General features: G+C 49.4%; 13 protein-coding genes. 5 read left to right on the top strand and 8 right to left on the bottom strand.

The window, feature by feature from the left end:
* Positions 1-189: 189 nt before the first annotated feature.
* Positions 190-1,140, top strand: a complete 951-nt coding sequence (locus OXN25_08950) for a stage II sporulation protein M (protein MDE0424981.1) — start codon at positions 190-192, stop codon at positions 1,138-1,140.
* Between the two features lie 34 nt (positions 1,141-1,174).
* Here the strand turns inward: OXN25_08950 and OXN25_08955 are convergent, their stop codons facing one another.
* A complete protein-coding gene (locus OXN25_08955; GenBank protein MDE0424982.1) occupies positions 1,175-2,347 on the bottom strand; it encodes a hypothetical protein in 1,173 nt (390 codons plus the stop codon).
* A 13-nt stretch (positions 2,348-2,360) separates the two neighbouring features.
* Positions 2,361-3,236, bottom strand: coding sequence for an acetylglutamate kinase (argB, locus tag OXN25_08960; GenBank protein ID MDE0424983.1), 876 nt, complete (start codon positions 3,234-3,236; stop codon positions 2,361-2,363).
* A gap of 70 nt (positions 3,237-3,306) precedes the next feature.
* Here argB and OXN25_08965 point away from each other — a divergent pair, with 70 nt between their 5' ends.
* Complete coding sequence (locus OXN25_08965; protein MDE0424984.1) at positions 3,307-3,483, top strand: hypothetical protein; 177 nt, start codon at positions 3,307-3,309, stop codon at positions 3,481-3,483.
* Positions 3,484-3,505: 22 nt separating this feature from the next.
* Positions 3,506-4,591: a zinc-binding dehydrogenase gene (locus OXN25_08970; protein ID MDE0424985.1), complete on the top strand. Its 1,086-nt coding sequence runs from the start codon at positions 3,506-3,508 to the stop codon at positions 4,589-4,591.
* Between the two features lie 99 nt (positions 4,592-4,690).
* Here the strand turns inward: OXN25_08970 and OXN25_08975 are convergent, their stop codons facing one another.
* Entirely contained in the window at positions 4,691-7,129 is a 2,439-nt protein-coding gene (locus OXN25_08975; GenBank protein ID MDE0424986.1) for a DNA internalization-related competence protein ComEC/Rec2, read from the bottom strand.
* Between the two features lie 168 nt (positions 7,130-7,297).
* On the opposite strand from OXN25_08975, the gene OXN25_08980 reads away from it, so the two are divergent.
* Positions 7,298-8,656: a GNAT family N-acetyltransferase gene (locus OXN25_08980; protein ID MDE0424987.1), complete on the top strand. Its 1,359-nt coding sequence runs from the start codon at positions 7,298-7,300 to the stop codon at positions 8,654-8,656.
* A 184-nt stretch (positions 8,657-8,840) separates the two neighbouring features.
* Positions 8,841-9,401 (top strand): hypothetical protein, encoded by a 561-nt coding sequence (locus tag OXN25_08985; protein MDE0424988.1) that lies wholly within the window; start codon positions 8,841-8,843, stop codon positions 9,399-9,401.
* Between the two features lie 156 nt (positions 9,402-9,557).
* On the opposite strand, the gene csm5 is transcribed toward OXN25_08985, so the two are convergent.
* The 5 genes from csm5 to cas10 all read right to left on the bottom strand — a co-directional run bounded on the left by csm5 (position 9,558) and on the right by cas10 (position 15,428).
* Positions 9,558-10,721, bottom strand: coding sequence for a type III-A CRISPR-associated RAMP protein Csm5 (gene csm5, locus OXN25_08990; protein MDE0424989.1), 1,164 nt, complete (start codon positions 10,719-10,721; stop codon positions 9,558-9,560).
* Positions 10,718-11,749, bottom strand: a complete 1,032-nt coding sequence (gene csm4 / locus OXN25_08995) for a type III-A CRISPR-associated RAMP protein Csm4 (GenBank protein ID MDE0424990.1) — start codon at positions 11,747-11,749, stop codon at positions 10,718-10,720. Before csm4 ends, csm5 begins: the two co-directional genes overlap by 4 nt.
* A 125-nt stretch (positions 11,750-11,874) precedes the next feature.
* On the bottom strand, positions 11,875-12,702 hold the full coding sequence (csm3, locus tag OXN25_09000; GenBank protein MDE0424991.1) for a type III-A CRISPR-associated RAMP protein Csm3: 828 nt from the start codon (positions 12,700-12,702) through the stop codon (positions 11,875-11,877).
* A 10-nt stretch (positions 12,703-12,712) separates the two neighbouring features.
* Positions 12,713-13,114 (bottom strand): type III-A CRISPR-associated protein Csm2, encoded by a 402-nt coding sequence (csm2, locus tag OXN25_09005; GenBank protein MDE0424992.1) that lies wholly within the window; start codon positions 13,112-13,114, stop codon positions 12,713-12,715.
* Between the two features lies 1 nt (position 13,115).
* Positions 13,116-15,428 (bottom strand): type III-A CRISPR-associated protein Cas10/Csm1, encoded by a 2,313-nt coding sequence (cas10, locus tag OXN25_09010; protein MDE0424993.1) that lies wholly within the window; start codon positions 15,426-15,428, stop codon positions 13,116-13,118.
* Positions 15,429-15,579 lie beyond the last annotated feature (151 nt).

Genomic DNA, 15,579 nt, shown 5'->3' on the forward strand with positions numbered 1-15,579 from the left:
CTGGCGAGGTTTCCCAACCTCGCCAGATACACAAACTAAAAGTTTGTGCTACAAAAACTGAGGACGTTCATATAATTCAATTTGATTTTTGAGACAAAACAGTGTTTAATAATGATTAGGTATAGGCAGGTTGTTAAAAGAAACTTCTTAACTTATAACTTATAACTTATAACTTATAACCCACAACCTATGACCCCTACAGAATTCATCTCCCAAAAACAGCAGACTTGGCGTGAACTCGAGGCATTGTTAAACCGTTCACAAGATGCCAATGCGAGTCAACTCAACCGGCTCGGCTATCTATACCGACGCGTTACGTCTGATTTAGCCGTAGCGAGGCGTGACTTCCCACAAGACCGGTGCGTTCCATATCTGAACGCCCTCGCCTCACGCGCACACGCCACAATCTACCAGACCTCCCCTTTCAAACGTGGGACGCTTTGGGATTTCCTTCGCTTCGGTTTTCCGAGCGTGTTCCGAGAGAATCTCAGTTTCATTGGAATCTCATTCTTGTTGTTTGCCATCGCATTTGGGGTAGCGTATTGGATCGCTTTGACTATCCCCACACTTGGAGAACGGATCGTCCCAGAGCACGTTGTATCTCACATCAAGGAGTTAGAGGATAACGCGTGGAACAATACATCCGCAGAAAATCGGAACCTGTTTGCCTCTTTTGTGATGACGAATAACATCCGAGTCGCCTTCTTTGCCTTTGCGGGTGGCATCATATTCATGGTAGGAAGCGTCTACATTTTGGTCGTCAACGGAATCCTGATTGGCGGAATTGCTGGACTATGCCACGCCAGTGGGATTGCACTTGTGCTCTGGTCGTTCGTATCGCCACACGGCTATATTGAACTCACAACAATTTTCATTGCCGGGGGTGCCGGGTTGAAGTTAGGGTATTCGCTCATCGCGCCATCGCTTTGGACGCGGAAACGAACTTTAACGGATGCAGCGAAAACGGCGATCCATCTGCTGGGTGGGTGCGTTGCGCTGCTCGTGATTGCTGGGGTTATTGAAGGTTTCGTTTCGCCTTCCAATCTATCCCCCGCTGTCAAAATCGGATTCGGTGCTGTAACGGGAGTCTTACTCTTTGCCTACCTCTTTGGGTTGCATATCCGTAGCGGGTCTCGATAAACACCACTCCAATTCTGGAAAATACACCGTAAGGCTATGCCTTTAACGTCGCACCTTCAGGTCGGGGTGCCGTGGGTCGGATAGGCATCTTTGGGTAGGAGCGATACGCGATGTCTGATAGGTGTGGGGTCTCAATTCGGACATGTCCTTCGGCTCGCGAGTGCATAAGCGCGTCAAGGACACCCGTCACAAGAAGCGTCCGTTCCACAGGATATTGCGGTTTCCCCGTAACGAACATCTCCTCAATATTAAGACTCAAATAACTAAAATGCGCGTGCGGTGGACCGTTCTGTAGGTAGAACTCCGTGGCGTAGTGGGTATCATCCGCTTTCGCCGCGTAAGCGAAGTCAGAGACGTAAGCGTTCAGCATCAGCACTGCAGAACGAAATCCGTCACGATGCTCCAGTAGAAACGCAGTCGGGTTCGGACATCCGTCTATAAATGTCCTGTCGGGACGATTCTCAATCTGTGCGCATGCGGCTTCGGCTAATTCAAGCGACCATTTTCCCGCCTGACCGGCTTCCCAGACGGCATCCCCTTCCAGACATTGAATCGCGACAACCCCGGACTCGCCCCCTTGCCGACGTTCAATCATACATTGCAACGTCTCCAACGCATGAAATCCGTAGGACTCCACGCCGCCATAGCCGATACCGACAGCCGATGCCAGTGCTGTGTCAAGGTCGTGTTCCAAAAAGGGTTTCCGCCAAGAGAGCGGAAGCGAAGAACCCGCCATGAACGGCACATTTAGGGCGTTCGCACGATTATACATCCACAGCGCATCGTCCCAATTGTAGGCGAGGTGTTTATCGCAAAAGACAGGTACCGACCTACCACTCGACGCAAACACCCCGCAAATTTGCTCGAACATATACCGACGGGGATACATGTGCTGCTCAAATTCGTTATACGGATAATCGCCGTGTTCGCCAATCAATATCACACCGTCGACAGATAGTTCGTTGCCACCAAGCGTCAATGCTTGCCGAATGCTCGGATAGATGGGGACGTTGTGTTCGGCTGCCAAACCGACCCCGATGTCCCGGTCATCTACCTGATCGAGATAGATGGACACCAAGTCGACGCGAGGTGTCAGATGTCCTATATCCGTCGGGAAACCCTTCATGTATTTGGTAGCAATCACATCTCCGTGCGAATGCTGGAAATAGGTCGTGATGATTGCAGCAATTTTTTTGCGTTCTGCCATCTTTTTCCCTCGCTTATCTAACAATCTCGGTTCCAATACCACCCTCCGTGAAAACTTCAAGGAGCAAAGAGTGCTGGATTCTTCCATCAATGATATGCGTCTTGTAGACACCACCCATGAGTGCCGTTGTACACGCCTCTACTTTCGGGAGCATACCGCCTGCGATCAAACCCTCCTCAACGAATTGATCTACCTCTCTGATATGAATCGTCGAAATCAACGACTCAGTATCCGATAGGTCTCGGAGAATGCCGCGCGTATCCGTCAAGACAATCAATTTTTCCGCTTGAAATGCGGATGCAACCTCACCCGCCATTGTATCGGCGTTAATGTTATAGGTCTGTCCATCAACACCGACCCCAATCGGCGTGATGACAGGGATATAATCGGCTTTGTCAAGCGCGGTGATTGCTTCGGTGTTGACCCCGATAATCTTACCTACGTATCCTAAATCAACATCCGTCTGCTGTCCGTTTTCATCCGTTATCTGAGTCTGTTGTTTCTCCGCAAGAATCAGGTTTGCGTCTTTTCCAGAGAGTCCAATCGACTTTCCACCGTGTTGATTGATACGTGAAACGATTTCTTTGTTGATGGATCCGAGTACCATCTCAGCGATTTCAACGGTTTCCGCATCGGTTACACGCAGTCCCTGCACGAATTCGGGAACTTTTCCGACCTTATCCATCCACGCCGTGATTCGAGGTCCTCCACCGTGAACGATAATTGGACGGATGCCGACGTATTTCATCAAAACGATGTCCTGCATGACGGAGTGGATAAGTGCCTCATCCTCCATCGCTGCGCCGCCATATTTGATAACAATCCGCCGGTCATAAAACCGACGGATATAAGGTAAAGCTTCAATAAGAACTTCGGCAGTTCTGTTCATATCTTTGAGTTATGTCCTCTATATTTTTTCAAATGGTGTATAATAATATTATATGATACGAGACATACCCTTGTTTGTCAAATTAAATGTAGCAATTAGCCATCAGCCGTCAGAAATCAACGGTATTCATGCCTTATGGCATGAACCGGGGGTTGCTACGCAACCCTCTCAGCCGTCAGTCGTTAGTAGTCAGCCAGAGGACGCTACTTTAAAAACACCCCCTTTGCTGATAGCCGACAGCCGATAGCCAATAAAGGAATAGAAACACGATGCAAATATCCGCACAGATTTCACATTTTCACGGGGTAGGCACGCCTTTTGAGGTCTGCGAGATGCCTGTCGCCGTTACGCCAAACGATGTTCTCGTCCGCGTTTCACTCGCAACCATCTGCGGTTCCGATCTCCACACTGTATCAGGCCGGCGCGGGGCAGAGACACCGTGTGTCCTCGGACACGAGATTATCGGAACGGTTGCAGCACCGACGCGTCTCCGTTCTGCAATCGGAGAAACATTACGTGAAGGGGACAGGGTTACGTGGAGCATGATTACCGCCTGTGGAACGTGTGATTATTGTGTTAGCCGGAAGCTTCCACAGAAGTGCGAAACGATGTTCAAATATGGACATGCGCGTAATGAAGGCGATTCCGCGCTATCAGGTGGATTCGCGACACATATCCTACTCCGTCCGGGGACAGCCATCTATCACATTCCCGATGCCGTGACAGATCAGGAGGCTGTTCCTATCAACTGCGCACTGACGACTGTCGTAAACGGTTTAGAAGTTATCGGTATGCAACACCGTGAAACTGCTGTCGTCCATGGATCCGGTATGTTGGGTATCTACGCCGTGTGCTACCTACGTGAAAACGGATACGAGAACGTTGCTGTTGTAGACATCAACAAAGAACGTTTAGCCATTGCCAAACGTTTTGGAGCCACACATACCTTCAACCCGGACAAAGCATCTGTCTCGGAGATTGATGAAGCGTTGAAAGCACTTACAGACGGACGTGGGGCTGATCTCGGCGTAGAGGTTAGTGGTATTACAAGCGGAATTCCAAATCTGATTACGTGGTTGGGTATTGGTGGACGTTGCGTGACACTCGGGTACGTTTATCCAAATGCGAATATCTCCGTTGATGCCCATCAACTCGTCACAAAGTGTATAACCCTCCGAGGGATTCATAACTATGATCCCACGGCACTTGGCACCGCACTCAACTTTATAGAAACAAACCGGACACGCTACCCGTTCGGAGAACTCATCGGAAAAACGTATCCGCTATCAGACATCAACACCGCTTTTGTGGATGCGATGAATCAGGAGGCACTCCGTATAGCAATTAGCAGTTAGCCGTCAGGGCGTTCCGCTGCGCTCCACTTTCAGCGGATAGCAGTCATCAAAGAAAAAAAGACCTTCCGTCACGCTTGCGTCTTTGCTAATCGCTAATCGCTAATTGCTGATCGCTAAACCTTCAATCCAACACCGTGTCCCATCAGTGCGAAGGGTGATCGCTGCAGATGCGTCCGTCCGCCAGAGTCGGCACTCGCGCGCTGCATACCGCGCCACGACTTCAGGGTGCGGAAACTGATACCGATTTCCCTTACCAAGCGAGAAAATAGCGCAACGCGGTCGAACTGCGTCTAAAAATGGTGCGCTGCTTGAGGTGCGGCTTCCGTGATGGGGTACCTTCAGAATCTCTGCGCGGAGGTCTTGTCCAGAAGCAACGAGCCGAGCCTCAGCATCTTTGCCGATGTCTCCTGTAAAGAGCACATCCACCTCGCCGTAGGAGAGTTTGATGACGAGGGAGTCGTCGTTTTTGTCTTCGTCCAATAGGTTCGTGGACGCAGCGTCAATCGGATGCAGTAAGTTCAGCGTGGCTGTCGGCGTTAGGGGAATCTCTCCAGCATACGGAAACGCATAAGGAATATCGCGTGCTTCGGCAATTGCTTGGAGTCGCTGGTCGGTTTGGAAATAGCGTGGCATATCCGGTATACCAAGAACTCGTGAGACTTGAAAGTTCTCCAAAATATAGCCAAGTCCACCGCCGTGGTCGAGGTCTGGATGGGTCAGTACCACCATGTCGAGCTTCCGAATCCCGTAAAAGTCGAGATAGGGTTCAATAATCCGTTCACCCACGTCGTAGTCAACCATCTCCATCTTCTTTTCATCGTAATACGTCCGCCGGATGCCGCCGTCTATGAGCATTGTCCGATTGTCAGGGAACCGGACGATAGCAGCATCGCCTTGCCCGACATCAAGGGTCACGACTTCCAGAAGCCGACCCTTTTCGTGAAATGCAGCGTCCCAAACCCAGATTGCCACGACCGATAGCCCAATGAGACTTGCAGCTCTCCACTGCCTACGAACCCATCGCCAGTGTGTGATACCCAGACAGACTGCGATGTAGAGAACGAAACCGCCGAACGTCGGTGGTGTGAGTTTCACAACTCCCCATGTCTGACCAAATGTCCAGATGAGCAATAAGAAGATAGAGATAATAGCGTGATTGAGTACGGAGAAGAACTTCGCCAGTGGAAGCCACGTAAAACCGATACAGACTAACCCCATCCCCATCGCAACAATGAGCGACACGAGTCCGACGGCAAAGGGACCGACAATCATGCCCAAGGGATACGTCCGAAAAAAGTGGTAGGCGATCAGGGGTGCTGTTCCGATTTGTGCAGCGAGCGTCACAAGGTAAGACAAGATAAACCATTTAACCGTGGTCCGCCGAAACTTCGTCAGGATCGCTGGGTCTTCTTCGGGTGATGCCTCTGTGTCTCCCCAGAGGTGTCGCAACGGTTTCTCCATCTTCGGAACGAGATAGACGATGGCAGCAACGGCAACAAACGAGAGTTGGAATCCGACATCCCACAACTGATACGGGTTCAAGAGGAGCAGCACGAGTGCAGCGAACGCTAATAGGTTGAATATATCGGCATCTCGGTCGATGAGTGCGGCAAATAGGAACAGGGTTGCCATCAAGGCCGCACGAAAGACGGACGGACGAAACCCAACGAGACACGCATAAATTAGCACGGCGATAATCGTTAGGAGGCAGACAATCTTTTGTTGGAGTCGGAGACCTGAAAAGCCGAGGTAGCAGAACGCCGCTATGAGCCCAACGTGGAGACCGGAGACGGCGAGGACGTGGAAAGTGCCGCTATTTCGGAAAGTGTCCAACGTCTCGGAAGGCACCTCGCTCCGTTTGCCGAGTAAGATACCTTTGACGAGTTGGGCGTGCAATAAGGTTTCTGTATAGGTGGTATCAATCAGGCGTTCTGTCCGAATACGGAGTGCCTCTATCCAACGTAAGGGTGGGAATCCACGTTGTTCGCCAATCCGCAGAAGTCCTATGGCCTCGACGATGCCGATGACGTTCTGCCTTGCAAGGTGTGCCTTGTAATCGAAACCGCCCGGATTCCGTTTGCCTTGCGGTTCTTGAAGAACACCTGTGAGCGTTATCTGTTTGCCGTAACGCAGCGGGATTGCGTCTTGAAACTTGATGAGAAACTTCGCCTTCACGTGCTGCGATGGCTCCGATAAGCGTTGGAGTTCACCGACGGCATAACACTCTTCCCATTCCGTGCCGCGGTCGGGTTGATAGGTGGTAACGCCTGAAAAACTGACGGGTGCGTCGTAAAAGTGATCGGGGACGGGTGAGACGGCAGCGATGTCCAGACGTAGCATACCGCCTGCGAAGACAGCGAGATGGAGCAGTCCGTAAGCGAGATAACGCCTCCGATTTCTCGTCGCAATGCCCCCGATAAAACTGAGTAGAACAGAAAGCCAAAGCCACAGAAACGGAATGGATGTCCAGCTCCCAGCAACGATGCCGAGAAGGTATGGGATGAGAAAGTAGAGCGCGGGACGCGGTGTAATCTTCATGGTTGGAGTATTATACCAACATTCCCTAAAGTCTTCATCGCTTTTTTGCGAATCGCGAACCGCAAACCGCGAATTGCCAATAGCGAACCGCGATTAGCCAATTCCATTTGACGCAATACAAATTCTGTGATACAATCCATCTTGACATTATACGATAAGGAAATGCAAATGCCGAAAAAGAATATTCTCTCAGAAATGCCGAGAGACCTCGGTGATAACCTAATACTCCGATTCGCCACACCAAACGATACAGAGGCACTCACTGAATTCAATGTACGACTCCACGAAGCCGCCGATGCCGGTCCGAACGTACGAGACCTAATGTCAGGGAACCATCCAACTTGCAAGGCAAGTGATTTCACTGTCGTTGAAGACACCACAACCGGAAAAATTGTCTCATCAATGTGTCTCATTTCACAGACCTGGACCTACAGCGGCATTCCATTCGCGTTCGGGCAACCCGAATTCGTCGCAACTGAACCTGAATACCGGAGACGCGGACTCGTCCGAAAGCAGTTTGAGGTGATTCACGCCTTAAGCGAGGCGCGCGGTGAGATGATGCTGGGCATCACGGGGATACCCTGGTACTATCGAATGTTTGGATATGAGATGACGCTTGACATGGAAGCCGAGCTGGTCATCGATGGGATACACATCCCAGCTTTAAAAGACGGTGAAACAGAGACGTGTCGCCTCCGACCGCGGACGGACGCGGACAACGCCTTCATTCAAGACCTCTACGCACGCTCGATTGAATCTCAGGTTTTTGCGTGTCCGCGAAGTCCCGAACTCTGGGAATATGAATTCAACGGGCGTTCTCCAGACAGTGGTGCCCGGATGGAGTGGCTACTCATCGAAGATATGGAAGGGACACGACTCGGATACGTGCAACATCTACAGTGGTGCTACGACGGGTGGGGCGAGGGCAAGGACACCGACGCTAATTTCATGGTCATACGAATGGAACTGAAACCCGGTGTCGGGTATTTACATCTCATGCCATCGCTACTACGGGAACTCTGGAAGAAGGCGAAGGCGACACCGATAGTTGTCGAGAGTAAGGTTTCAGCGGCAGCGGGCATCCAATTCATGCTCGGACGTGAGCATCTGTTTTATAGTGTCCTGCCTAAATCTATTGTTCGTAAGGACTTACCCTACTCGTGGTACATCCGAATCCCGAACTTGATGGCGTTTCTACGGCATATCCAACCCGCACTTGAAAAACATCTTATCGGCACTGTTGCAGAGGGATACACAGGGGAACTCAAGATGAGTTTCTATCGCAGCGGCATCCACTTCACATTCGAGCGCGGACGCATCACGAAACTCACGGATTGGACACCAGAGGATATCGAAGACGGTGATGCGGTGTTCCCGGATCTCACCTTCTTGCATCTACTCTGTGGACGGTGTCGGATAGAGGAATTGACTGCTAATTTCGTGGATTGCTGGACGAAGGACACTGCGGCTGCTGTGCTACTCAATTCCCTGTTCCCTGAATTCAAAAGCGAAATCTGGCATCTGTGAATCAGCCGTCAGCAGTCAGGGCGTTCCGCTACGCTCCACTTTCAGCCGTCAGCAGTTAGTGCATTTTTGTACCGCAAACTGTTAGTTTGCGAGATAACAACTATCTGAACCAAGATTAGGGTCACTCTTTGACTGACAACTGCTCTTTTAAGTCTGGTAACCGATAGCCAACAGCCAAAAACTAATGACCACCCAATCGCACGCCATCCTCAACATCGCCCTCCTCTCAAAACGCGGGAAGCCGTACCTCCACTCTTACGCCTTCCTCGGTGCCGTGATACCCGACATCCCGATATTTATCTTTTTCGCCGTGGAGACCTTCATCTTCCAAACCTCTCAACGTGAAATGTGGGGTTTTCGGTATTTCATGGAGGCGTGGCAGAACTTCTTCGATATCTTCAACGCCGTTCCGTTGATTCTGATTGTCTTGGGGATCGGGTATTATCTGATGCGTTCTGAGCGGATGACGGTCGTTGCGTGGAGTATGCTGATTCACTGCGTTTTCGACTTCCTGACGCATCATGACGACGGACACCATCACCTCTTCCCGCTCTCCGATTTTATCTTTGCAAGTCCGATTTCGTATTGGGACAGAAACCACCACGCAGGGGTCTTTCGAGTGGTAGAATGCTTAGCGATTCTTGGCGCATCCATTTATTTGTTTCCGCGATTGAAGACCCGACTTGGGCGTGTTGCGCTGGTGGTTATTAACGTCCTGTTCCTCGCCTCCTTCTTTTTCCGATAAATTCTGTAGCCCGTTGGAATAGATTAAAAGAGGAAACCCGATTCGTCTTGTAGCACAAACTTTTAGTTTGTGCATGTATCTGCTTTGACATTGAGCGAGGAAACCTTGAAGAAATCCGCAGAAATACCTAAGCAAAAACCCTCTACGCTGTATCTGCTAATCTTTAAGTTGTGAAATTTTGACCCAACCGAGGGGTGCAATAGGGTTTTGTCCACGATATAAAATCCGTCGTGTTTTGGGAAACTCACGTTCATCATATTCCCCACGTTTGGAACGGCTTTCGCCCAATCGAAAGCGTTCTCGTAAATCCATCCATAGATCCTCGCGCGCTTCTTCGTCATCTGTAAATAGTGCAGCGACGGTGTTCGTATGGTAGCCGGTTCCCCACCCGATTTGCAAAAGGAATTCATCTTCTGATAGCGTATTATTTACACCAATTAAGTCATCATAGCGGTTAGCAATCTCAAATAGTTCGTAACCGGAAAAGAAGTCCCGTTCATCTTGTGCGTATTTTTCTGTTGCTGATCGACAGATTTTAGTGATATTTCGCAGTACGTTCTCTTGTAAATCGTTAAAACCGAGGCGATTCTTTTCATGTTGGCGAAGGAGACGTTCGTCAATCTTAAGGGTAAACGTGAGGCGTTGATTGGTTTGAAATTGTTGGACGAAGTTTTTATACTCCTGATTCCGCTCTATCTTCTGGACGAGTTGGTTCTTTTGATTAAGTGTAACAGTCCATGCCATTCCGATTTCAAGCGCATCACTATGAAGTGGCTCGGTATCACTGACTTGCAAGGCACGCAGGAGATCGTGATTTGGATCTTTACCGAAAGCGAGAGATTCTACCTGTCGTCCGGGTTGCTCCCTTCTTGGGTTGCCGCGTGGTTCCCGCTCAATCAGGGTTTCTAATTGACGTAGACTTTTGTCATAGATCTGATCATTTTCACTCAGTATTTCACCTAACAGTGCGGTTCGGATTGCCCCTTTGAGTGTGCTACCCGGGATATAGGGCCGGTTTCCAACTGACTTGATTGCCTCTCGGATTTCGACCTCCTCCGGACTTTGTGGACACGAGAGGGTATATGCAGAAAGTTTTGATAGATCGGCAGTGTGTTGCTGTAAGTAGCGTTGCCATCTGAAGTTGCGGTCTGCCATTTCGGAGGTTAGCCTGTTCAGGTCGGTACTCGGATGTGCCAAGACTTTGTCTAAGTCGATATGATACCATCTGCCATTGGCGTAGCAGCCGTCTATCTGATTTAAGGTTTCGCCTGAACCGATATGGACGGGTGTGATAACCTGCAGTTGATATGTCTGTTTCATTGGACTACCTCTTTGATACCGACCTGCCATGCGTAGCCGTAACGATAGACAGGATGCACCCAATTATCAGGTTTAACATCAACCAACCGTCCTATCTGTGTGTCGCCTGTGTGTAAAACAGAGCCTTCAGTGAACATACTAATCTGTTTCCGTTGAGAAGCGGTTCCGGTAGTGCTGCCCCAACCCTTGAGTGGATTTAGTGTATAAGCGATGTTGCCAATGCGGAGCCGCGCGAGTTGTTCTGGAGACTTCGGACATATCGGTGAGAGGGTAACAAATTGGTTACGTCCTTCTGTTCCGGGCATTTCAAGCGTCGTTTCGGCAAAATCGAACAGTCCGTATCCAGCGTTTCGTTCGCCCCCAATGCCGGTGTCTCCTAATACACGCAGCAGGGTCTCAATTTTTTCTTTCGTCTCGTGAGAATCGAATTCAACAGCGAACCAGAGCCCACAATTGGTGTTGAACTGGACGGTTTGTACATGCCATATTTCAGATCCTGCATTTTGGCTTCCCAAGGTGACACGCGGGCGCGTGTTGGTTGACCAGATCGTGAAATCGTTGCCCCTTGATGCTTCCAATTGTTCTTTCTCTTTTGGAGATACCCAGACCTTTTCACTGTTCATCAGATTACCTTCGTCGAATTGCGGTGGATTTCCAGAGATGATTTCTTGAAAGACGGATTGGGAGACGAATTGGACGCGTTTTGCATCTTTGGGGACATTCTCCGAGGGTTTCGGAAAATTTAGGGGTCTGGGAAAAAGATAAAGGTCTTGTGCAAAAGGGAAAGCGGAAGTTAGCATAAAAGGTAAACCCGAACCGTCCCTTGTGTAAGCGTCGAGAAAGCGCGTAAGGCTTTCCGTGCCATAAAAAGTTGCCCATGTCTGGCAGATCGCCGAAAAGAGGGTATCCGCCGGGATATAGGTTTCGGTCTTCTCTAAACCGAGGCTTCCCTCCTGCGCGGGTCCGGTAGTGCGTCCGAGATGTAATTGGGTTTTGAAGGTTAAACGATAGATAGTATAGGTCGGCATAGACCATCCTGTTTTCTATTCAATCTGATGTGGGCAAGGGGACCTTGAAGAAACACCCAAGCAAAACCCCTTTACGTGTCATAATATTTCTCGTAGGGGTTGGGTTTGCCAACCCATAGGACGTATTATTGATTGGAGAGAGTCTGTAGAATTTGTTTGGTATAATTAGCTTGACGTAAGGCTGCAATATTCGGATCCGTATCAATAGTGATGGGAGCAACCGCTACATTCCCATAACATTCGCGGGATTTAAAGGTCATCTTTAGGTTTTCAAATTTAATCTGCCCGGAACCGCGGGACCCTGCGCCACCGAGGTAATCATCTTCTAAGAGCTCCATGCCTTTAAGGACGGTGTCGAAAAACATAAGTTCGTCTTGAAGTTGCTTGCTTTTATCATTTTTGTCTTGTGTATAGAGGCTGTGGACTATCTGAAAGGGTCCAAAAGTTGTTCCAGCGGGAACGCGCTCTTGTTGTCGAGGTGTCGCCGCAGAGGTAATCCGGTCAATAGCGACTTCTGTCTTGATTTCGGTAAAATCGGTATCCGTGTCAGCTCTATCAAGTGCCTTTAAAGATTGTGGGGTTAAAAAGGTATCGCGGACGATGAGTCGCGTCGGCATTGTCTTTCCAGCTAATTGCCGTATAGGTGCGACCCCAAAGACTTGACAAACTGGACAGTCATTGTAGTCTGATGGTGTTCGACATTCGTGAACGCGCACATCTCTTCCAACTCGCTTATCAAGTGATTTACCGAAGTGTCGGTCGAGCAAACCGCGCATTTTACCGCGTAGAGACGACCCAGGTATGTAGGGTTGGCGGTTGAAGGCATTGCGTATTACGGGATTATCGATACCTCCGATATCCAACTCACCAGAATTTCCGCCGATATGGAGACCGGTGAGGGCGTTAATCGTGCCTTGTAGAAAAATTTTACCTTGTAGTTGTATATTTGACATGTACGCCTCCTTAGTCCTGTCCACCAGCGGCTTTGTGGTATGCGAGTGTCGCTTCAAAGAAATCGACGAAATTTTTGAACCGCTGTGGATCACCGCCAACCTTATCAATGGCTTGGGTTAGAGCGTCTCTCAGATCGGCCACTTCGTTGTTTCGCGCTGCTGCATACGCCAATTTGGGTTTCAGCATGATGAGGTCATTCTGGCGAAATTCGTCGCTCATCTGGATTTTCTTCACAGTTCCATAAACTTTTCTGATTTGTGAGGTCTTAAGTCGTCGCCTTTGGAGTCTATTTCCTAAATCCTTAGCTGCAGTCACAAGAGCGTTGCCTCCCTCTTCAATCACATTCTCTGGGAGTGTGTAACCTTGTTGACGACGTGGATCTCTTTGATTCCTATCACGATAGTTTCCCATTTTAGTGCTCCTGATTTCTGATGCGTAAAGCAGTCCATCGGATGATAATGTGTATAAATTCCCGTAGTTCAAAGGAAGTATCAAAGTTAAGTGCGTGTTGGAGTTTACGGAGAAACGGGATTTGTGCCTTATATCGTTCCTGTAAGCGATGGAAATTGTAGAGCGATCGCCATGCCCACCGTTTCTCATCTGCGTAAATCTGACTCAATCGGGTTAGAACACTACGGGGAAGTTGGTCTCTGTCAGCACGGAGTGCCTTCAAAAATTCCTGATGCCAGTCACGAACGACCTGAAAATCCGTCCACGCCATCGGTTTACGCAAAAAAGTGATGGCGTTCTTATCGGGCAAACCCTTAGCCTTTTTCTCCGCTTCACCACTCTGCGCAGCAAATTGATAGAGCGGATACTTCTTGTGTTGAATCGCGATACCCCCAGAGAGGGTCAGATGGTCTCCAGTGACAAATTGCCGGAATTTAGAACGAATCCGTTCGGCAACCTCCGGTAACGCGCTCCAACCACCGACGAGGAACAGGTCATCACCCCCCGCATAAATGAGTTCAAGAATATCTTCGTCTTGTTTTTTATTGTACTGGCGACAGAGCTCTGGAACGTACCCTTCAAAAAAGAGGCGTAGCGATGCACTCAAGGTCGCAAGACGTGAGATAGTGGCATTCTTAAGTTTGTCTTTGCTGAAGACTTTTCCAAGATCATCCACATCCATCCGCAATGCACCGAGCCATTTGACACCTGCAGCAGCGTTTGCAAGATAGTCATAATCTGCAGTGATTTCTGTGTCGTTCGCATCTTGACGATAGGCGGTTACCTGTCGGAAGACCTTAAAATCGTAACTCACAGGCACACCGTCCCACCGGAATTTCTCAAGTGACGCGTCGGTCAGAAATTCTGTATCGCCGAGACGATAGACAATAGCACGCTCAGCATCTGGTGGTGCCATCGGCTTTGCATCCGTATCCTTGCGGGGATGAACCTCCCATCCGAACGCTTTCATCGCTGCGCCCCAAGCGGGTTCATCAGGAATTGACGACGGTGGCACTTCAAAAGCGACCAAGTATTCAGCATCGCGTAGTTGACGACCGAGTTCACCGAATCCCCAATTTGTATTTCCGGCGGCTTCGTGCGGTTCAAAGAAGTTTTCAAACATATCTTCAGGAGCCATCTCTGACCATTTTGCACGCTTTCGGTCTTGTACCTTTTGTGAAACCTGATACCATTTTTTTGAAAAATTCTCAGGTTCAAAATCATCAGCGGTTATGGCCATACCTGCCAAGATACAGGAGAGGTCGCCTTTATGGAGTGCCCAGAGATTTTCAGAGATGGTTCGGCGGAGTGTGTCGAGTTTCTCCCGCGCTTCGCTATAGGGTGCGAGGATATAAAAGTGTCCGCCACTGGCGAGGATTAGGTTTGTAATCGGTAAGTCAAACTGTTTTAAGACCCAGTGCGCGATGGCTTCAGTGAGGCGTTGGAGATAGAAGGAACGCCCCCGTAATTCACGGGCGGCACCATCTGAGAGGATTTGATAGAGAAAACTTTGGATGCCGGAGATGTCGCCTTTGATGAGTGCACATATCGGTCGTTCTAATTTCTTTTGGTTGGCCAGGTGTGCGTCAATTTCAGTTTCGGCAAGTTCGCGTCCGATGCAGGCAGCGATGGCAGCAGTTGTGCGGAGGTGGTCGTAGAGGGAGATGTCTGGAACTGTTCGTGTTTCGTTTTGTCCCCACGGCGTTGCGGAAGGCATCCGCGAGGTATATTTTTCAAGGAGTGCCACGATTGTTTGATAGACGGTGGGTGTATAGTGAGCGTCCCTCGTTATTGTCTCGAATGCGGTTTTGAACTGCTGCCATAAGTCTGCATATACGTCCTGATTCACTTGTGGCGATTCCGTTGGAATCACGGTATCACGTGTCAGATCGAGTGCCTTGAGCGGGTACCGATATTCCTTGGTTGTGCCTTCAAGGCGAGATAAGATAGAAACAAGCGCGGATTCAACAAAGTCTTCTCCTTCGCGTTCTTGATCTTCGCGTTCAGTGGCAGAGAGTCGATCTGCCAAAATTACCTGTTTTTCTATGAGGTGCTGGAGTTGGTTCGGCCTACAATCGGGATAGCGATTGGGATGGTGATGTCGGATCGCATTTTTGAAGGCATCGCCGCAGGGTGCGAAGAAGTCGGCGAAGTCTTCGTTGACGAATTCGTAGCTATGTTCCTGATGTCGTTTGTAGCGATCCGTGGCACGCATGCGGAATTTTCCGATGTCGTGAAGGAGTGCGGCGAGGTGTAGATGTTCAGAAGTTTTCAATGAATAGGGTCCTCGTGATCTCAAATTTCAGCGAATATAAGTCAAACAGCAGCAAAGTGTTTCCACGAACTTATCATCCGAAATATGTTTCGACTCCATATTATACCAATTCTAATTGATAATTCCTCTTAAAAGGTTGGCTATTTTTCAG

The organism is Candidatus Poribacteria bacterium, from assembly GCA_028820845.1.
Lineage (GTDB): Bacteria > Poribacteria > WGA-4E > WGA-4E > WGA-3G > WGA-3G.

Bases quoted from the DNA above. Each gene is read 5' to 3' on its own strand.
- OXN25_08970 (MDE0424985.1), top strand. From the start codon at position 3,506: ATGCAAATATCCGCACAGATTTCACATTTTCACGGGGTAGGCACGCCT.
- csm3 (MDE0424991.1), bottom strand. From the start codon at position 12,702: ATGTCAAATATACAACTACAAGGTAAAATTTTTCTACAAGGCACGATT.
- OXN25_08985 (MDE0424988.1), top strand. From the start codon at position 8,841: ATGACCACCCAATCGCACGCCATCCTCAACATCGCCCTCCTCTCAAAA.
- argB (MDE0424983.1), bottom strand. From the start codon at position 3,236: ATGAACAGAACTGCCGAAGTTCTTATTGAAGCTTTACCTTATATCCGT.
- csm2 (MDE0424992.1), bottom strand. From the start codon at position 13,114: ATGGGAAACTATCGTGATAGGAATCAAAGAGATCCACGTCGTCAACAA.
- OXN25_08955 (MDE0424982.1), bottom strand. From the start codon at position 2,347: ATGGCAGAACGCAAAAAAATTGCTGCAATCATCACGACCTATTTCCAG.
- OXN25_08980 (MDE0424987.1), top strand. From the start codon at position 7,298: ATGCCGAAAAAGAATATTCTCTCAGAAATGCCGAGAGACCTCGGTGAT.
- csm4 (MDE0424990.1), bottom strand. From the start codon at position 11,749: ATGCCGACCTATACTATCTATCGTTTAACCTTCAAAACCCAATTACAT.
- csm5 (MDE0424989.1), bottom strand. From the start codon at position 10,721: ATGAAACAGACATATCAACTGCAGGTTATCACACCCGTCCATATCGGT.
- OXN25_08975 (MDE0424986.1), bottom strand. From the start codon at position 7,129: ATGAAGATTACACCGCGTCCCGCGCTCTACTTTCTCATCCCATACCTT.
- OXN25_08950 (MDE0424981.1), top strand. From the start codon at position 190: ATGACCCCTACAGAATTCATCTCCCAAAAACAGCAGACTTGGCGTGAA.